Here is a 20,024-nt window from a genome sequence, read left to right as displayed (position 1 = left end):
TTTCAAGTCAGTATACATAAAACTAACTTTCTACATTGGAAATATTTACGCTGTTAAAGAATTTGAGTAGAAAATGTATATATTCCCTCTAACATTACTCAAAAATAAAAAGGTTACACCTTTCTTAGAGAAACAATATCTACAATACAATACGTTAAGAAAAGGTACTTTAATTAAACCATTAAAAGTTCTTTAGACAATGAAAATTGGATCTTACAACAAAATCATAAGAATTTATATGATTCATATATTTATAAATTTATTATCTTATTCAATAGAAATTATAAGAATTTAATCATAAAAAATAGCCTACCCAGTGAAATGGTAGGCTACTTTTCTCTTTTACATTATATAGGCATATGGATATGCTGTTACGACCTCAATACTACTCTCTAAATTGCTAACGCGCTTAATTAAAGCTGTTACCGATATCTGTGATTCATCACTTTGTCTTACAAAGAAATTGTAAGCTTGTAAGTCACTTTTATCGGACTGTCTAACAGCTATTGTTCCAAGTTTATCATATGCAGCTGATCGTCTTACTGCAATTTTACTACTTAAATCTTCCTTATCACTCTGCCTTATAACAACCGTGGAATTTACACTGTAATGTTCAAATACTTCAACTAAACCAACAAGATTACTATTCGAAGACTGTCTAACGGTAGTTTCACCATTAAGTAAACCACCATCTGTTTGAGAATCACCCCATACTCGTACAGTAGCGTTCCCGAACAAATTAAAATGATCATAGCAAGCTATTTCACAAGCTAAATCTGCTAAGGCAATTTGTCTTGCGGCAATCTTGGAAGGTAAATCACTAACTTGTTTAGCTTGAATAAATCCATTTAATCCGATTTCAGCACTTCGTCTAATACTAATACTTGATTCTTGATTCTGGTTATCGCATATTCGAATAGCTATTGTTCCATCTAGTTGTCCGCCATCAAGCCAAGAGTCACCCCATACCCTTACTACAATAGAGTTTTCTAGTATCACTGCACCAGTTTGTCTTATTCTAATAGAAGAGGCTAAATCTCTATACCGTGGCTTACTAGCAGTAATGCTAGAGAACAAGTTAACCCAAGGCCTTACATACCCCTTAATCGGAAGCCTATCTTCAGTATTTTGTTTAACTCTTACATAACCTCTAAAATCTATATGACCTATAGCTCTTACAGTTAGTTCTGAATAGAAGTTACCTGAATTTATTTCAAATATACTGTCTAAATCTGAGCTTCTTCTTACTCGCGCATTTAACATGGAAACCAGATTTTTTTGCGCATTAATAGGAATCGTAATAAACGATTGTAAATTACCTGAGTTTACTGTTACAATACCTGGAACATCATACATCATGCGTAGATTAATTGAAGAAGGAATTTCCTCCCACCCACCTAGCGGAATATGAATAGTCGCAGGAAGATTGTTCTCATTATTTTGTCTTGCAATTACATGGCCATTTAATAAAGATTTCTCCCAAACATTAATGTACGTTTTTAAATTAGGATTTCCTATGTTACCATAACCTTCTAAATCTACTCTATACTTAACGTACATTTCAGAATGTTGATCGGTACATTCTTCAACCCTAATTCCAATTGTACTATCTAATTCAACTCGCTCTTTAACATCTAAACTACCAGGCAACTCAAAACTACGTGTGATTTCAAATTCCATGAGTAGATTATTTTGCAAGTCAGTATCATTAGACCTTACTCTTATATCAAAATTAGAAATGAGATCATCCCTATAAAGAACATAAACACTAGAGACTTTATTATTTTCAGTAATACTCATAGTAGAGGCTATTTGCCCACCATTAACTATAGGGTTCCCCCATACACGAGCGGTAATATTAGTGCTCAAATCATTTCTATAAAGAACATAAATACTCGAACGTTTTTCTATTTCATTGGCACGAATATAACCATCAAGGTCAGATGCACCTATTGTTTTAATAGCTATTTTTGCAGGAATTTCACTAAAATCTTTTTGTCTAGATACAATACTACCTATAATTTGTGGATGGTTAATCCAAATTCGGGATTCTAACTCCCTAGGTTGATGAACATGTAAACTAGATGCTAGATTACCAAATCCTTTATTATCTCTAACAAGAATGTTACCAATTAAATCTTTTACCTTATTCTGAATAATTGTGATTTCTGCTGAAACATACGCATGATCATCAGAATATATCTGCATGTCATAGTATGTAACTTCTAACTCTGGTCTTCGCTCGATTGCTTCTTTTGTATAAAATCCTCTAGATAAATTTTCGGACTCTTCTACTGCCCGCACTAAGAAACCAAGGTTAGGTTTTTCATATATATGCCACTGCTTAACTAAATGCGTTACATCAAACTCTACGTATCTAGCTGCTCCACCTATTACTCTAGTTACGGAAAATCCATCTATTGCAGCTTGAGGTTGATTAGCCCACGTTACACCTGTTTCATTCCATTGACTATTACTTTCAGTGACCTGGACAGACTGAGAACCTTGTCCTCTCCCATCATAATACAGTCGTAAAATAGCTTTACCTATTTCAGTATTTACTGTCGGTATTGTTGAAATATCAAATCCAACAAGAGAACGATATTTCTCAGGAAACGGTGATCCAGTCCTACCTATATACATCTGTGTTTCTGAACCATAGTTTAATTTCGGAAAAAATTCACGAACAACTGCATCCTTATTCGGATACAGTTTCATATTAAACTTCGGCCTTTCCATCATGCCATAACTAGCCCTTAATACGAATGGCTTAGAGACAAACAATTTACAGTGTAAATTTTCAGTTACTCTAATCGATAACTCAGATGATAACCACTCAAAATAAATAGGCGCTATTTCATAGGTAGCCATCATACTGTTTTTCAAATTAATGAACATGTCTCCATATAATTCATTCCACTCTTTAATCCCTAAATCCATAGGTAAATCTGCTATAAAGATTGGAGAAATTTCATAACTGGCAGACATTATTCCTTTTACAGCTACCGTTAAGGTACCATCGAGCTCTGAAAGACTAGTAATAGTAATTTTTGAAACCAAATCATCTATGATAATCCCAGACATACCATACTGTGCTCTCATGGATGAACGGGTCGTTACGTTAATAGTAGAGAGAAGTTCCTGTACAGCTCTTACAGTAAGATTTGCAGGGAAATCTCTAATGGTAATACCATCTACTCCATAGGTTGCTCTTATATATGAAGTAGTAGAGATGTGTAAACTTGATTCCAAGTTATTCGTACCCATTACAAAAATCTCGGAATAAAGATCACTATAATACGAAGGCTCAGTAAAGTATGTAGCCCTTACTAATCTATCTACATTTATATTAACTCCAATATTGGAAGGTAAATCTTTAAAATATGTTACAGAAATGGCACCTTTAAAATCATGATATGAAGCTTTGTCCGTTTCATACTTAGCAGACAAATGAATTTCTTTCATATTCACTATAATGTTTGATTTTAAATGTGCAGGATATGTCAATACATTTACTTCAGAGAGTAAACTTGAAATATATTGCTCATCAATCCCATAATGACCTACTAATTTGGCATAAGGGTTAATAGATATATTTGAAATTAGATTATTATGTGTACATACTCTAATTTCTGATTTAAAATCGCTAGATCCATAACCCTCCATATTATATTCAGAACGCATATAACTGATAGGATTGATATTCAATGTACATCTTAAATCTTTTTGGAAATGTGTGACACTAATTGTAGCAAATAAATCGTCTTCTCCAAATTTATCAATCTCATAGTTAGCGGCTATTCTAATACTTGGATTAATTATAATAGAACTTATCATATCTTCAGGTTTCATAATATCTATGAAGCCTTTTATATTTTGACTATCTACTTTGGCTGTCTCATATTTTGCTGTTGCTCGAGACATCATGCTTACATTTAAGGTAGCTTCTATCTCATCACGCCATAATACTAATCCCTTAGAAGATAGTTCACTTTTATTGTCGGTAATAAGAAAACCTGCATTGTAACTATTCGTTACCTCATCCCAACTAAGGGCCCTTTGATATATTCTAAAAGTTGCTATATTCCCTTCAAAATAACTATTATTTGCTGTTGATGATTTACCTAATACTAATGGGGCCTTTGTATTAATATATTCTCCTAATACAGGTAAACTAAAGCCCTGCGGAGCTGCATTGATCATCCCCCATAAGCGTTCCCCATCATACAGCAAAGTTACATGTTGCCAAGCCTTTATGTTAACTTCAGCAAAAACAAAAGACATTTTCTTTGTTTCTGTCGTTATTTGAACCCGAATTTCACGAGTATCTAAGTCAAAACAAAGTGAAAACCCTCGTTCACTCCCCGCACCATAAGATGCGATATAACCTGACTTAACTGGTTTGACCCAAGTTTCAAACGTAAAACCTGAGTCTGTTGGCAGTAATTCCAAATGATTAGGGATTACTACGTGATTGTTAAGGCCGTTAAAGTAAAGTGAATAAGGGTCAGTAAGTATATTCATACCTGTCCAAGTCTTATCTTGCGAAAAGTTAAAACTTATCAAACTTCCGTTATGCCCTTTTCTTGCTAAATCAAACCAAGAATTAACAGGGATTGTATTTACACCCTGTGAGTAACCTTGGTTAGCTAACGCAGAGTGTAAATGTAAGGTCAGTCCCTTTAACGGATATGCCATTCTAATCACATCCAATCCCATTGTATTGAGATGAAAAGCTCATTAAGCAGGACTTGCTTTTGCCTTCATATCAAATGTACCACCCTCTGTAACTGTAACTTCGGACAAGAACCTAATATAAAACTGTCTAGCGTCTCCAATAGGTATAGTCCCAGGGAAAGGTATTTCATCTACAGGTACAAAAGGATTGTTTGATAAACTTAGTTGGACTGTAATACCTGGTTTTACTGTAGGTGGATCAACCCAAACTTTCATATCCTTAACAGGGAAATCAGCATTATTCTGCAGCCATACAGGATAAGCCTCAGAGGTACTACCCGCTACCAAAGTTCCATATTCTAAATATCGTAAAATATTACCTGCTTCATCAGTATAGTACAGGCCTATTTCATTTCTAAAACCTAAAATCGGAAGTTTTGGTGGGATGTGTTTTATTAATACGGGATCCCCATCTCGATTCTTTTCATCAAATGCCCAAATATTCACGAAGTCGTAGGCACCGTAAGTGGAAGGATGTCGAATTTCTGGTGTATATTTGGCTTCGAGTGCATTATAAGATCCTGAGCTAGTATTATTTCTATTATAGAAGCTATTATCAATTGTCCAACCTGTAATAAAATATGTTACTTGGGGAGTTTCTCCTGTATAATTATAATCACACGTCGAGTTGTATAGAGCTGATGCTCTTGCATAACCTGTAATAATTACTCTAGAAATCTTTACATTCCAAACCCCATCTTGGCTATTTCTACTAGAATTATAATACTCGTGCTTTCTATAATGAACTCCGCCAACAACACCGGAAGAGCTAGATGCTTTACGCATATCGGCATGGACTACGCAATCCTGCACCATAATATCTTGACTACCTTTTGAAGAGTATACTATATAAGGTATATTACCAATAATCCCACCCATATAACCATTGACTTGGTCAAAAATACCTGATACAGTACATTTTGATATATTGGCTCTCTTACTTGTAGTACCTACAATACCTCCAAAATACCCACTTTGCTGTTGAATCGGGGCATCGAAGTGACAATTTTCTATAATAGCTCCGTCACCCATATTACCTACCAATCCTCCCGAACCATTTCCGTTTCCTGAACCAGCGAAAGCCTTATAATTAAATGAGTTAAACATTTTTACACTTACATTAATTAATTTAGAATAATCCCCCATTTTACCCACTACAATACCTGATTGATTACCAACTTCCATGTCAACATCAATAATAGTCAGATTTTTCACAATAGCGTAATTAGATAATTCGTAAAATAGCCCAACATTACTAGATGAACGTCTATACATATAAAGGTTACCTATAGCCTTACTATTCCCATCAAAATTACCTTCAAAAACATTAGCAAACCAGCCATTATTATAATTACTCATCCCCATTCCAATTGGCAGCCAACCATAACCCGACTTGGGATAGTTCAATATAATATCATTTTCCATACGAAAATGTTTATCCGCGAAATGACGGACCTGTTCTAAATCAAATTGATTATAAATTAGGAATGGATCATTTGAAGTACCTTTACCTTTTCTATACTTAATAAACTTCCTATTCTCAGGATATCCCTTATTAACTTTATAATCACCAACATACCAAAAATTCTGATAATCAAACGAATATGAAGAAGCTTTTTTCATGTCTGCTTCATTAATTGCATTGCCTCCACCCTTAGCTACTCCGCCTTGTTTTGTAAGATTGTAATAGCAAGAATATATGCTGCTTCCTGAACCTACAAACCCCCCATGATTCGAAGCATTTTTAGCAACTGTTAAATCAGTAACAGAACCTGTTGAGAAACATTGAGATACAGATCCACCATTAACAGTTCCTACAAAACCACCACAGTTATTACCTGAAGACATCACATCCGCATGACTGTAGCTTCTAATGATACTCCCTGCATTTTGGTAACCGACTAGACCACCTGTATGTTGAGCAGAGCTCCCCTCATTTTTAACTGTTCCCGAAATTACAGCACAATCTTCAACATCTCCATCAGACTTTCCTACTAAAGCACCTACCATTGATCCATTGGCCACGATATTTACATTAACTAATCGAACACGCTTAATAGTTCCACCGGTTTGTTCACCAAATAAGCCAATATTAGATTGGGAACGATTAATATATAAATCTTTAATATCATATCCCGCACCATCATAGTAACCTTTAAAGCTAGTAATTGGAGCAAAACCAGAACCAGTTTGATAACTAGTCATAATAATATCCTTTGTTTGCGTGTAGTAAGCGCCTAAGTTACTTCGGACATTATGTAAATCCTTTTCATCCTCAACTAAATAGGGACTAGATTGTGTTCCCCCTCCACCAGAGAAATGGTCAACATATATATATGTCTTACCTTTTTCTTTTACAAAGTATGGTCTTTCTTGATCTTTTTCTGTCTTTTGTTCAATAAAGACAATTAAAGGATTTCCATCTTTGTCCGGATCAGTAGCAATAAATACTTTGTCGTAGTCATCTTGAGGTAAAATAATAACGCCGCTTGTTTCAGATGCCCCGTCTACCCAAGTAAATTCCCGTGGCAAAACAATACCTGCTTCAGAAATTAAATTAGATAAATCGCGAACACGTTCACGACTTCGTACAGAAATACCTGTCGGATCATCTGTATCTAAAATAATTTCACTGTCCAGATGAACTTCTTGAAATGTTGAATATACTAGACTTAAATCTTCATCACTTACTACATTTTCAATATCACACCATTTATCTTCTACTAAAATTTGAACCGGTATATTAAATGTTTTTAAGTGAACTTTCTTATCTATAACTTCTATTGTGTAGTTTCGAATCTTTTCAGTATCTTTTACTACACTCCCATCCATGTTATAAGACGTACCATAAAGGATATTTAGAAGTTGATCTCTTGTTAACTTTACTGAATTATCCAATTCAATTCACCACCTATATTAGGTTCAAGAGGCGCTTTAGTTTCAAAAGCTACTCGTCCATTATTTACTATAATCACTTTGCCATCTAATTTCTGATCAGCTACCATTCGTAAATTAATCATGGCAGGTTGATTAAGTGGAAGTTTTACAATGGGTTTAAAATGAAAATTAATACTCTCTACATTAATATTCGTTTTATAACCCAAGCTGTAATGAGTAATACGGTTCGATAACACTCCGTTTCCCTGAAAACCAGCCACAAGTCCTGATGCTTCCGCATCTTTAAATGTGATAATATCGTTAATGTCATACTTAAAATCACCATTTAAAGGTATGGTTTTCCCATCAAATTCATAAAAGAATTGAATGCGATGACCTGCTATATTGAAAATACCATCACGCTCAAAATAAATTTTATTACCGTGACCAATTAATCCAAATCGGAAAAGCTTTTTTCTATCAATCTTATAAAAGCTATTCTCTTCTTTTGTATTAAAATCAAACTCTGGGAGATGAGTACCGTCAGGATACTCAGCCACCCAGATAAAATCCTGTGCCACAGGAGAATGTGTATATTTATCATTTTGTAAAATCAATTTGCTTCCCCCTACCTCATTGCATTGAAGTAACTATTTTTTATACGTACTGATATGCAACACGTGTTAAGAATGCTACGTTTCCTGCTGTCGCGTTACCTGGGACATTGGCACGAAGAATAACTTCTGCATAATTTCCTTTTGCATTCGTTTTATTACCATCATTTTTAACACCTAAAATTTCATTTGCATTTGGAGAAAACGTACCATCAGTATTCGTTGAATTTCCTCCCGCCTGGATTGGATGAGTAGAATTACCTCCAATAGGTGTACGGCCAGTTTCAGCTGCCGATGCAACAGTCACCTCAACCCATTTATTTGTTACTAACTCACCCGTATTACCACCTGCACTATCTTTTGTCGTAATAGTACAGTTTGTCATAGTAGATAAATCTGTTGTTCCCGCAAAGTTATTCCAAATTAATACTCCAAAATCAGAGGAAGGTGTTCCTGCATCAATGGTCCCAATATTCCAAGACGGTACAGCTCCTGAGTTGTCTTGTTTTCTCCAATTCACTTGTGGTGCTGGCATATAAATGACCTCCTAATTTTTATTTACACTTTAATTATCGCTACATCTCTTTATAAAGTTGTGATGAATTGTTTATTATTCTTCGAGAGCTAATTCAACTACCAACTCTACAGTAATATCTTTTACGCCCTTACCTACCTCTTTGATATTGATTCTAAAGTGATCATCACGATTAACAGCTAGTTGTGACGGTTTAAAAGAATATGGTGTAGAGGACGTACGATTAGATTTGCTCTTCCCATCAATAACAAGTTCATCAGCAAGAATGCTATGCCAAATAGGTGTTGTATCATATGAACTTTGACTGCATCTTTCAATGTCGATACACGTTTTTGATTCTCCCATTGTGCCGCACGTTACATACGCATCAATTAACTCTCCCTCATAAGGGAAACGTAATTCTGTACGAACAATACCTACTTGTACAATAGATGGCACAACAAATACCATCACTTTATCGTCAAGCTTCCGTATACGCCTGTTATTGAGATGTGCTCTATTGTAAGCAATAAAATCCATAAATTTATCCTCCTTATAAATCGAGGTATGCACTGTCATTATAAGAACTTTCCATTGGAAATTAACAAAGGGATAGACTTAGCTATCCCCTCGTACTGTTGTCTTTAATAGTCTTCTAGTTGCAGGATCATATGAAAATTCCCTTGTAACCTGTTGAGATAGACTTCCAAGACCATCTGTATAATATACAGTCTCTGTTTTCAATTCACCCTTGACCATAGGTGCCTCGTTCTCATAATACGTAAACTCTCGAATAATAGTATGATCTCCCGTGATAATTTCACGAATAATTTGACCTCTTTCATTATATTCATAGTCTATATCTACACTTGAATTTCCACCGTACACCAATTCTAACTGGCGTTGTATTTCATCTAAACGTGCATCTAACGAAATATGAGGTTTATCACTCTCTCTGAATTGCCGAGCATCATATATTTCCTTTTGTAAGTCATAAAATTGCGTTCCACTAATAGTAGCTTGCCCCCTACTACAATATTGGTTTTTATAGACTTCTATGTACACCTCATCACCAATTTGTAGCTGTATAGAACGCTCTTCATTTTTTGAACCTACACCTAAATGGATGTGATAATCATCCAGCTCAATATAATCAACTCCGCTTAGTAAACGCCGGCCATTATAATACACTTTTAATAGCCCTTTATTTGGTTCATAAGTATGACCAACTGGTAAAATAGGATTTGATGTACCATATGTTTTCACGAAATCCTGATCAACAACGTGTAATATTTCATCCCAATCTTTTGTGATAGGACTATATCTATGGAGCTTCATTCTTGTTCCCATTTAGCCACCCCTTATTCGTTTCTTATTTCCAAGAAGAAGTGTGAAGGTCTCATCTGTTGTTTTATTTTTTCAGGATCGGTTGTATCGACCCTAGCAATTCTCACCCAAAAATCCTTTGATTCTCCTTCATGTAACGTTCCGATACGTATTGTTGTATCTTCATATTGATTAGGAGTACCGTTGTTGTCTGTGGCAAGATCACACCATCCCCAGCCAAACTCTTTTTTATAAACAGCAATCTGAATTTCAATATTCTCTGCTACATTTCCCGAAGTATCGTTTAAGACAGTCAATTTTTGTTCAATTATGTCACTTTTCAGTGCACCTAAATGTGTAGCTTTTGTTTCACTTAACTCTTGGCCTTTCCATTTTACTTTTAAATTTGTACCTCTTAAAAACAGATCGCCGCCGTACATTTCAGCATATTCTTTTTGTTCATCTATTAAAACATACTCACCTGTCTCATTCTTATCGTAAACTCTAATTTTCCCCTTAAAAGGAATGGTAGGTAATTCGATGTCTATACCTGAATATCCATCTGGAACTATTTGAGTAGTTACAACATTTCTTTCATAATCAATTAACTCAACTTTATAAAAACTATTTAAATTACCAACACTAATATTTGTACCCTTACATAAGATAACCCTTTCTACAATAAGGGGTGTATACCCATCTCTTGGCGTCCCTTTTAATACAACTCCAGCCATAGCTGGATCGATACAAATTGTTGAGTCAAATAGCTCCCACGCATTTCCTCGCTCTGCAAAAAAGGTCCACAGATTTTGTTTTTTTACTGTTCTCCAAATATTATAGGTATTCTCATGAATGCTATCTTCACTTTCCAAAAACTCAACTTTCTCAAGAGCATTCTTCCAAATAACGAGACCACCTTCATCTCCCAAATATTTTGGTGTATAGTTCGAATGCACTTGTAGTAACAATTCATCTTCATTTTGAGGAAGAGAAAAAAGAGCATTTGTACTTCTATCAGTAGAGTTGTGTTTAAGTACTAATTGTTTATCAGAATCACTGTACGTATAAGAGTCAGTAGGGGATACGATCCAACGTGAATCAAGTGTTTCGAAATTATCATCAAAAATAAGTCCAGTCTGAACCCTATGAATGCTCAATAGTAACTTCCTCCTATCGCGTCTTCTTAATATTCCAACCATTCCATGCAGGGAATGGTTTACCCATAATGAGCCATACTTTATCCTTTTCTTTTTCATCCCATGGCTTATCTGGTTCAGGTAAGCCTATACCTGTATCATCTTCATCAATTACATTCATTTCATGCTTTCTTTCAATATTTAAATCCACTTCATTTTCTATAGAAATTATATTTGAATTCGAATGCATTCCCTCATCAATTCCATCAATAAATCCATAATTCCCTTTATTAATATTTAACAATTCCTCATCTTCTATAGACATTGTATTTGATATTAATTTTTTCGTTGTAGTTTCACTATCTATTGTGATATTTGAAGCAGAATTAATGTTTATCTGTTCTTCTTCATCCAGTATCATTATAGTTTCATTACTTGAACTTCCCTCTTCTTCTTGGAAAATCCTTATTTTCTTCTTATTTACCTGTTCTGTTTGCATTTCATCTTCTATTGTCATTTTTCTATTTTTACGTAATATTGTTTTATCAAATTGTTCTTCGATAACATCTAAGAATACATTACATTCTGCTAAGGTACTTTCTTCTACCTCTGTATCTACATGAATTCCCGAAATTGCCATTTCATTATTGTTTATAATTGAATCTGTTTCTTGACTATTACTCGCAAAATCATAGTGATTTATAGTAGTTTCGAAATTACTTTCTGAACCTGCAAACTCTATTTCTTCTAATGTTGTTTCTCTATCATTACCACTATTTACGAATTCAATTGTTGCAATATCCACTTCATTTGATGCATGGTGATCTGCTAAATTCGCATCTATAACTACAGTGTCTATAGTTGCACCCATTTCACCTTTAATAGTAGGATCAATAATTGACTCATAAGTATCTCCCAAACTCATAAGAGCCCCATCAGTAACTACAACTCCAATTTCATTTGTTTGATTACCTGAAACTGTATCTTCAATGGTAGCATCCTTTTCTTTCCCTATATTGGTTAGTACTTGATTGTTCATTTCAATATCAAATATGTTAAACAGATGAGCTAAATGTTTTCTTTCTACTGCAACGTGGATTTCACTTCCACTTAATGCGCTTTCTACATCTTGTATCATTGTTTCATATTCTTTATGAATAATTAATGGTTCTACCTCTTCTATTAACGTTTCATAAGTCTCTCCTACTATACCTTCTGATACATAATCCAATAGAATACCATTGTCTTTTTCAGCCATATTTGACATTGTATTTTCCTTATAGACAACACTATCAATTATCCCATCAGATTTTGCTGTACTTAGATTAATGAGGTAATTTTCCTCTTCACGAAGATTTTGAAATGCTCTATCGTCACTTTGCATATACACTTCTAGCGTTTCTTCCAGATTCATATCTAGTAATTTATCGACGTGTAATTCTTCTTCGCGTTCAATTTGGGCTGCTATCTCACCATTTTGCACATACGTTTCTAGTGTTTTTTCAAGATTCATGCTTAGCGGTTTATCGACATGCATTTCTAACGTTTCTTCCAGATTCATGCCTAACAATTTCTCTACTGTTGTTTCTTCTTCGCGTTCGATTTGTTCTGCTATCTCACCACTTTGCGCATACGTTTCTAGTATTTTCTCCAAATTCATACTTAGTGGTTTATCGACATGTATTTCTTCTTCACGTTGTAATTGATCCAATCTATCCATACTTTGCACATGCATTTCTAGCGTTTCTTCCAGATTCATGCCTAACAGTTTCTCTACAGCTGTTTCTTCTTCGTATTCAATTTGTTCTGCTATCTCACCAGTTTGCGCATACGTTTCTAACGTTTTTTCAAGATTAGTGCTTAATAGCTTCTCGACATGTAGTTCTTCTTCGTTCATTCGTTTTGCTTTATTACTATTTTGTACATACGTCTCAAGCGTTTCTTTTCTATTTTCATTTTGTTCTGCCATATTACCGCTTTGTACATACGTTTCTAATATTTTTTCATGTTTCGAACTCACTAACTTCTCAATATATACCTGTTCTTTATGATCAGTTTGATTCGCTCTATTACTATCTAATAAATACAAGTCTCTTGTATTATCTAGAACAGCATCAATTAGATATATTTCATTGGGCTCTTCTTCTCGTTCTGCAAGCGCTGCTGAATCGTTATTTTGAATATAGGTTTCAACTATATTTTCTAATTCCAATCCAATTAGATTATCAACATGAGCTTTTTCTTCTCTCTGTATATCATCTGCTATCATGCTGGTTGATACATCCGTATTCAATACCTTTTCACTTTTAGCATCTAAATATTTCACTAAATTTATTTCTTTTTCTTGTTTCAATTGATTTACTACATTACTATCTTGAATATAAGATTCAAATATCTTTTCAAGTTTTGAATTAATCAGTGTGTCTTGCTGAATTTCCATGTTCTTTTCGGGTTTATTTACTACACTTTGTTCTTCTACACAAAGTTCTAAATTCTTCTCTATCTCCCCAAAATCTCCATAGTCATTCGAAATATCAACTAAGATTTCTCTTTGATCACTTAAGATAGTTGTTGAAATAAATGTGTCAAATTCTTTATCTAGATGATACTTAATTTCATTTTCTATAGTTACCTCATAATCAGCTACACTATTTTTAACAGAAATATTTTGTTCAATTTCTGTTTCATTTGTTTTTTTCTTTTCACTCTTTTTTACTACATGTGTAACCACTACATCTTCACATTGTTCCAACACACTTGAAGAAAAACCATCTATTTTAGCGTCCTTTAATAAAGAGTGAGTTTGCATTGTATTTAACTCGTTAAGTTCAACATCTATCATATCCTCATTGCTAAAGGCCTGTTCTATAGCTATTAATTCCCCTTTAAAAGCATAACGATTAGCGCCATTCTCTAAATTATTCAAATGACCATTTTGAATCTGAAATGTTTCACCGGAATTTATAACAACCTTTTCACCAACTTGGTAATTTCTATCCCCACTAAGTAGATTTAACTTTTCTGCTTCACGAATAAATTCTGTGCTATCCAATAAAGTAGTAACATTCGCTTGATAATGACTACTAAAGTTACTATTTAATACTGAATCTTCAAATCCATACTTAAATGATTTGCTTTGTATTTTTTCCATATTCAGTGACTCAGAACCAGAATGGTAAACCTGACCTAATTCAAATCCTGATAAATTATTTTGAACATTTTTATACTTATCTGCAATGATAAATTTCTCACTATTCTTCGTATACTGATAAGATTTACTATCTTCCATTTTATGAATTAGCTGTTTTACAGACTTGAAAGAGGTACTACCAATGTACTGACTAAAATCGTTCAAAGTATAATTCACATTTGCCCTTGGCACTGTCATTGAATCTACTCTTACGTCTGAAATATTCTTACCTGCACCTAAACCCTGAATAATTACATCATGTACGTTTCTTGTTTCATCTAATGAAGCTTTCTGATTCATTAATCTATAGACTTCACTAGCTTCACTTAATGAAGCTATATGAGACACACCCTCGTAAATTTTAGGTTCAATATACGCCTCATATACATCAAATGGGACTAATCCATATAAATGATAATTCCCCCTACTATCCTGAGAAACGTTTCCTTCTAATGCAATTAAAGATCCTGTTTCAGTATTTGCAACCTTACTTGATAACAGCTTATTTCCATTACTCATTTCATGCTTTTCTAGAAAACCTAAAATTCCTTTATAGGATTCACCTATATCTCCTAAATTCAGAACGCCTTGAATTGGTGTATCTTTTCCTTTTAATATTCCTTCATCAGGATAACTTGTAAAAATAACTTTAAAATTCTCAATCTTATTGGGCTCTTTCCCAAATTCACTTAATTTGTTACCCTTATCCAATTGGCTATAGAGAGCATCCCAAACCACTTTTAAAAAATTAGCTTTTGCTATTTCTACAACTTTCTCGCCATATTGTAAGGTTAGTAACCTTTCTTCAGTATTGATTTGCCCACTTTTAAATAATACATCTGCTAATTCTTTTACTTGATTATGACCAAAACTCGGTAATAACTCGAGTAGTTCTAAACTAATATTTTCTCCAATTAACTCTTTCAAAAAGCCAAAATCATACGAATTCCTTTCACTATAAACCCTCTTATTACTACTTTTAAATTCAAATGGAGTTTCTGTATGAATCATCGACTTTTTACTAGATTTCAAGTCATATTTGTTTAGTTTCTTAACTAGATTTGTATTAATTTGACTAATAACCTCTCCAAAATAAGCGTAAAAATCCTTATTCTCTGTTATTTCTATTAAATTCCCTTGTCGTGCACTTTTATCCCCTCTAGTTAACGCTTCTCCTACCTCCGCTATATAAATAAGACTACCTTTTTCTAAATTTAAATTGGAGCCTTCAAATATAGTTTTGTAATCAGCTAATACAGAGTGCATCGCACCAGCCGCTCGTTTCACTTTTGTACCCATTTTCATATCATCTAAAGCTAACGCACTATACCTATTCCAAGGATCAAAAGCCAATGGGACAACATCTAGATTAGGTACATTTTGATGACGATTGAACCTGAATACATATCCCTTTTTATTATAAAAAAGGGTAGTGAAACTGAGTAAATAATGCTTACTGTTACTCATTTTCCACCACCCACCTTTCGACAAAGTAAGACTTGCACCGTAGTATTCGGTACAAGTCATGACTTAGTTGCGGTTATTATAAATTTTCTTTTAAGAAACCAAGTCCAATAGGAGCATATGGAGTCATGTTCGCTAAACGGAAAGGTGTTCTAGGTGTATCTGCTAAAGTGTAACGATATGTTTGGGCGTAATTATAAGAAACAATCACTTCTACGCGATCTTTTGGAGCATCACCCAAAATTAATCGTTTGGTAGAACCATCTACTGTAAATTTCCCAGCAGCTGGAGGTGTATCTGCTTTATATTCAACATAATTCGTTTTAGTTAACGTATTACATCCAGCTGAACTTACTAAGCGAACTTCAAATTCATCATCGATTGTAGGTCTATGGAATAAATGAAACTCTTTGATTGCTCCATCTCCTGTACCTACTTGCTCGTTTTCAGATCGTTCTTTTACTTCTAGTTCATCTAATTGTGAGATATTTTTTGGATGAATTGCATAAACTTCATCTAGTCTACCCACATAACCATCAGAAGGATGAACAATATACATTGGCGAAATGTGATATTTATTAGAATATACAGACGGATTAAAACGAGACTCATGGCTTGGATCTACGTCAGCATCATGAGTAATAAATGCTAAATAGTGTTTTTGATACATTGCCCCGCCAACAGTTCGTTGTACAAGTACAGAACTATTACCATTAGATGTATTTACACCATAGTCAACTACACTACGTCCTAATTTCATACCCGCCTTATATTGAATCTCATCATCAGAACGAGCTCCACCAATAATTACATTATTCATTCGAGGAGTCTTACCAATTGTCGATAGACGTCCAATATATAATGGTGCAAAGAACGTACTTTCAGGATCCGGCGCAGGATCTAAACGGAAGTAAGAAACGATACGATCCTTTGTAATATTTCCCCAATAATAAACTTGAGAATCTCGTCCCCATCCTAAACCGATATCATTTTGCGGAATAAACGATACGGCTGTTGGTAATGAAGGATAAACAAAGCGAACTGCATCATAAGCTGCCCCCATAAGTTCTGTTGGAACTTGCGGATTAAACTTATTTACTTCAATATCTCCATAATTACCGTTTGCATCTTTTACATATTCTAGTTCATAGTCAGCGAATAATGCTAACGGCTCAGTTCCTCCTGAAAACGTTACTGTACCGGCCTCATGGTCCACAGTATAATCAGCGGAATCAAGAGGTACTGTTCCAGTTAATTTATCATAGAACTTATATGAATTCTCGCGGATACGTTGGTTCCCTTTCTTCATTTTAAAGCTAAATACTCCACCTTTTTTGTCTTCTAACTCAGCCAAGTCAGGGCGTTCAGAACGTAAAATAAATCGAGTAGGGATAAATCCTTCAAACGTAAAGAACCATAAGCGTTTTACTAGATCAGGAGCATTATCTGTAAGCGAGTATGTAGAAAGAACCTTACCTACTTGACTATCATTGAATGTTACCGTCCCTTTCTCTCCATCTATTAAATACTTTGTTGTAGCTTGGTCAATCATTGAACCATCTTCACGATATAAAATTACACTAGAAGGAATAACGGGTTTAACCATAAATTCAAATACTGTCTTTGTTTTTTTGGCCCCACTAGGAGTTACATCCTTCATTTCACCTAAAAATGTATCTTTTGAAATTACAGGTTCCTCTCCAAGCTTTCTCACATTTCCACCATAACCTGTCGTGAATCCAAAGTAGCGATGTTGTTTATCACTACCTTTCGATTCAAATAGAAAAGTTTCAGCAAAAGTTTTTCGGTATGGATCCTTCTTTCCATTTGCATCTGTTAAAGGCGATACCGCACGGTATTTCCCTAAAGTACTCCATCCTCCCGCATTAAACAACTTCTCTAAATCTAAAGGTAGAAGTTGCACGGACAAATCTACATCGAAAAATCCATCTGTATTAATTAATGACATATTGGTCACCCCTTCTATATTTATTAAGAAACCTCTATAGGTGTTGCAGTAATACCTACAGATTCGTTACCGGCTGAATCCACCGTAGTAATTTTGATCTCAGGTTTAAATCCTGTGTTTAATCCCATTAATCTATAATAAGTTGTTCCAGTAATTCCAGTAGCATAGATCTTACCATCTAAGTAGATATTGACATGCTTTAAATCCTTATCTGTAGGAAGTTCAAATTCTACATCAATAGTCTGTGATATTGGACTTAATACTTTAGTAATCTTCACTTCTCCTGGAGGAGTTTTATCATTCTTAATGTCGTGAGGAACTTCATTTGGATTAAAGTCCTCAGAATAAATCCCCAAACCTACAGGACGGAAAGGTGTAACAGGTAGCTTCGTTAGAGGAGATACCGCACCTATACTATGTGGTTTATACATTTCATAAACTTTTTCCGGACAGTTTTGTTTTGCAACACGTAAGTTCGTTGCACTCATTCCTTGTGAGTTAAAACCAATTGCTTTATCTAAATACCCCCTCACACCCTCTTCAGGATGAACTACATAAATTCGAGAGGAGTGTACTTTATCTGAGTATCGGGAAGTATTAAATTGATATTTATAATTGTTAGTTTTTTCAACCGGATTATATGCTCTCGGATATTTCTTACCAATTTCATCTACTCTATTTGGTGGTAGCTGGTTCGAAGGTGCGTTCCATGAGAGATAGTGAGCCTGATAACGTGCACCAAATCTTGAACGGGAAACCATTACAGAATCTACACCATTTGAAGAATGATGTGGATACAATTTAAGTAAAGGATAAATTGTTTCGCCAACAGTTGCGCCAGGATCATCAAAATCAAATAAAGATACTACATCTTCATTCTTCACTCGTTTGCTAGCGTTGTTAGTCGATAGACGAGCAATTGTCGCACCTGTGTCCCAATAAGGTGCACGCATGAATGTTCCAAGTTGCGCACGTTCAACAGTTAAATAGTTACCTTTTTTCTCAATAAGTTTAACTACCTCTGTACCATTAATCGTTAACAACGCTGGTGCCTCAGGTAATTTCGTCGCATCATTTACATAAAGGATTGTATCTCCAGGCATAATTTTCCGCCAAGAAAATGTAGTTTCTTTTCTAGTTGAATCCACACGCTTTACAGGTGGAATCGTTCCTGAAAATAATGCATAGCCTTCATCTTTATCTCCATCTAAAGAATTTATTTTACCGAAATATAGCGGTATAGTCGGAACCAAATTCTTCTCCCAAACAGGGGCTGTATCAGCTTGAAGAACTAGGAAAAATGTTGTGCTATCAATATGACCTTTGACACGAACTTCTGAATCTGTCCACCAGTTCGTATGCCATAAAGGATCGTTTATATGCTCTAAAAATTCAGCGCGCAATGTAGTCTTAACAATTGGTGACTGCATTACACGAGGATCAGCTTTTTCAATTACCGCTTCTTGCATATCAGTATCCCAACGTGTTTCTAACACTTCAATATCTAGTGCTGAACGTATTACATGGAAAGGAGAAGCTGATAATAATTTTTCTTCATAAATTAAGTCTTCTGGATCGTAGTCTCTATCTTCTACATGGTAGTTTCCTTCAAAATACTCATACCACCACTTAGACCAGTCATCTCTATCCCTATCTCTGTCTTGCTCAAAGGATGTACCACCCATACCTGGCATAGTAACGATAGAAACAATACCATCTTCTTTAACAAGATTAGAGTTTGGTAACTTCTCTAACATATAGAAATACAAGTTTGTTCTTGTTGTATTATCTACATACTTTTGTTTAATCCATTCATCCCAAGTAGGTTTCATTTTAAAGTTAGGATCATTAGGATCGGTATCATCGTGAGGTCTACGAATAGGCTGTTTTTTCTCATACTTGTACTTAAGAGGGAATTGGCTAATTGTCGCAAAACCTAGCAATTTCCCATCTGCATTTCTAAAAATGGTATGTCTTGCAATTGCATAATTGACTTGATCCGTTCGGCGATTGTACGCCCTAGTATCTACCGCAGCTTTATAAAAGTTCCTCACTAACGTCCAACCGTTATCAATTAACATTTGTGCAAATACGTCCTGCAAGTTATCTTCTTCAAACTTAGAGGGATAATCCTGAGGAGTTGAATCAATATATGGCATCTCATCACCCACTTAATCATTTTATTTTAATAATAGGT

General features: G+C 34.6%; 10 protein-coding genes. All 10 read right to left on the bottom strand.

Features of this window, described 5'->3' with window-relative positions; genetic code table 11:
- Window positions 1–342 precede the first annotated feature (342 nt).
- The 10 genes from BM089_RS04405 to BM089_RS04360 all read right to left on the bottom strand — a co-directional run bounded on the left by BM089_RS04405 (window position 343) and on the right by BM089_RS04360 (window position 19,986).
- Window positions 343–4,698, bottom strand: a complete 4,356-nt coding sequence (locus tag BM089_RS04405) for a DNRLRE domain-containing protein (protein ID WP_090976078.1) — start codon at window positions 4,696–4,698, stop codon at window positions 343–345.
- A 42-nt stretch (window positions 4,699–4,740) separates the two neighbouring features.
- Complete coding sequence (locus tag BM089_RS04400; protein ID WP_090976076.1) at window positions 4,741–7,635, bottom strand: halomucin; 2,895 nt, start codon at window positions 7,633–7,635, stop codon at window positions 4,741–4,743.
- Window positions 7,620–8,231 (bottom strand): hypothetical protein, encoded by a 612-nt coding sequence (locus tag BM089_RS04395; RefSeq protein WP_090976074.1) that lies wholly within the window; start codon window positions 8,229–8,231, stop codon window positions 7,620–7,622. The genes BM089_RS04400 and BM089_RS04395 overlap by 16 nt, the downstream gene beginning before the upstream one ends.
- Window positions 8,232–8,271: 40 nt before the next feature.
- Window positions 8,272–8,763 (bottom strand): hypothetical protein, encoded by a 492-nt coding sequence (locus BM089_RS04390; RefSeq protein ID WP_001111326.1) that lies wholly within the window; start codon window positions 8,761–8,763, stop codon window positions 8,272–8,274.
- Window positions 8,764–8,838: 75 nt separating this feature from the next.
- Window positions 8,839–9,282: a hypothetical protein gene (locus BM089_RS04385; protein WP_006916875.1), complete on the bottom strand. Its 444-nt coding sequence runs from the start codon at window positions 9,280–9,282 to the stop codon at window positions 8,839–8,841.
- 78 nt (window positions 9,283–9,360) lie between these two features.
- Window positions 9,361–10,092 (bottom strand): hypothetical protein, encoded by a 732-nt coding sequence (locus tag BM089_RS04380; protein ID WP_006916873.1) that lies wholly within the window; start codon window positions 10,090–10,092, stop codon window positions 9,361–9,363.
- Between the two features lie 11 nt (window positions 10,093–10,103).
- Window positions 10,104–11,225, bottom strand: coding sequence for a hypothetical protein (locus tag BM089_RS04375; RefSeq protein WP_090976072.1), 1,122 nt, complete (start codon window positions 11,223–11,225; stop codon window positions 10,104–10,106).
- 13 nt (window positions 11,226–11,238) lie between these two features.
- Window positions 11,239–15,861, bottom strand: coding sequence for a ring-infected erythrocyte surface antigen domain-containing protein (locus tag BM089_RS04370; protein ID WP_090976070.1), 4,623 nt, complete (start codon window positions 15,859–15,861; stop codon window positions 11,239–11,241).
- Between the two features lie 76 nt (window positions 15,862–15,937).
- Window positions 15,938–17,827 (bottom strand): hypothetical protein, encoded by a 1,890-nt coding sequence (locus tag BM089_RS04365; protein WP_084064840.1) that lies wholly within the window; start codon window positions 17,825–17,827, stop codon window positions 15,938–15,940.
- Window positions 17,828–17,850: 23 nt separating this feature from the next.
- Window positions 17,851–19,986 (bottom strand): hypothetical protein, encoded by a 2,136-nt coding sequence (locus BM089_RS04360; protein WP_084064844.1) that lies wholly within the window; start codon window positions 19,984–19,986, stop codon window positions 17,851–17,853.
- Between the last annotated feature and the right edge of the window lie 38 nt (window positions 19,987–20,024).

This window comes from Bacillus sp. 5mfcol3.1 (assembly GCF_900114335.1).
GTDB lineage: Bacteria > Bacillota > Bacilli > Bacillales > Bacillaceae_G > Bacillus_A > Bacillus_A thuringiensis_S.
The sequence above is the reverse complement of the archived record's forward strand: the minus strand, read 5'-3'. Positions and strand labels throughout refer to the sequence as shown.

What these genes read in the sequence shown, in the direction of transcription:
- BM089_RS04380 (WP_006916873.1), bottom strand. Translation starts at nt 10,092, where the DNA reads ATGGGAACAAGAATGAAGCTCCATAGATATAGTCCTATCACAAAAGAT.
- BM089_RS04385 (WP_006916875.1), bottom strand. Translation starts at nt 9,282, where the DNA reads ATGGATTTTATTGCTTACAATAGAGCACATCTCAATAACAGGCGTATA.
- BM089_RS04370 (WP_090976070.1), bottom strand. Translation starts at nt 15,861, where the DNA reads ATGAGTAACAGTAAGCATTATTTACTCAGTTTCACTACCCTTTTTTAT.
- BM089_RS04405 (WP_090976078.1), bottom strand. Translation starts at nt 4,698, where the DNA reads ATGGCATATCCGTTAAAGGGACTGACCTTACATTTACACTCTGCGTTA.
- BM089_RS04360 (WP_084064844.1), bottom strand. Translation starts at nt 19,986, where the DNA reads ATGCCATATATTGATTCAACTCCTCAGGATTATCCCTCTAAGTTTGAA.
- BM089_RS04365 (WP_084064840.1), bottom strand. Translation starts at nt 17,827, where the DNA reads ATGTCATTAATTAATACAGATGGATTTTTCGATGTAGATTTGTCCGTG.
- BM089_RS04390 (WP_001111326.1), bottom strand. Translation starts at nt 8,763, where the DNA reads ATGCCAGCACCACAAGTGAATTGGAGAAAACAAGACAACTCAGGAGCT.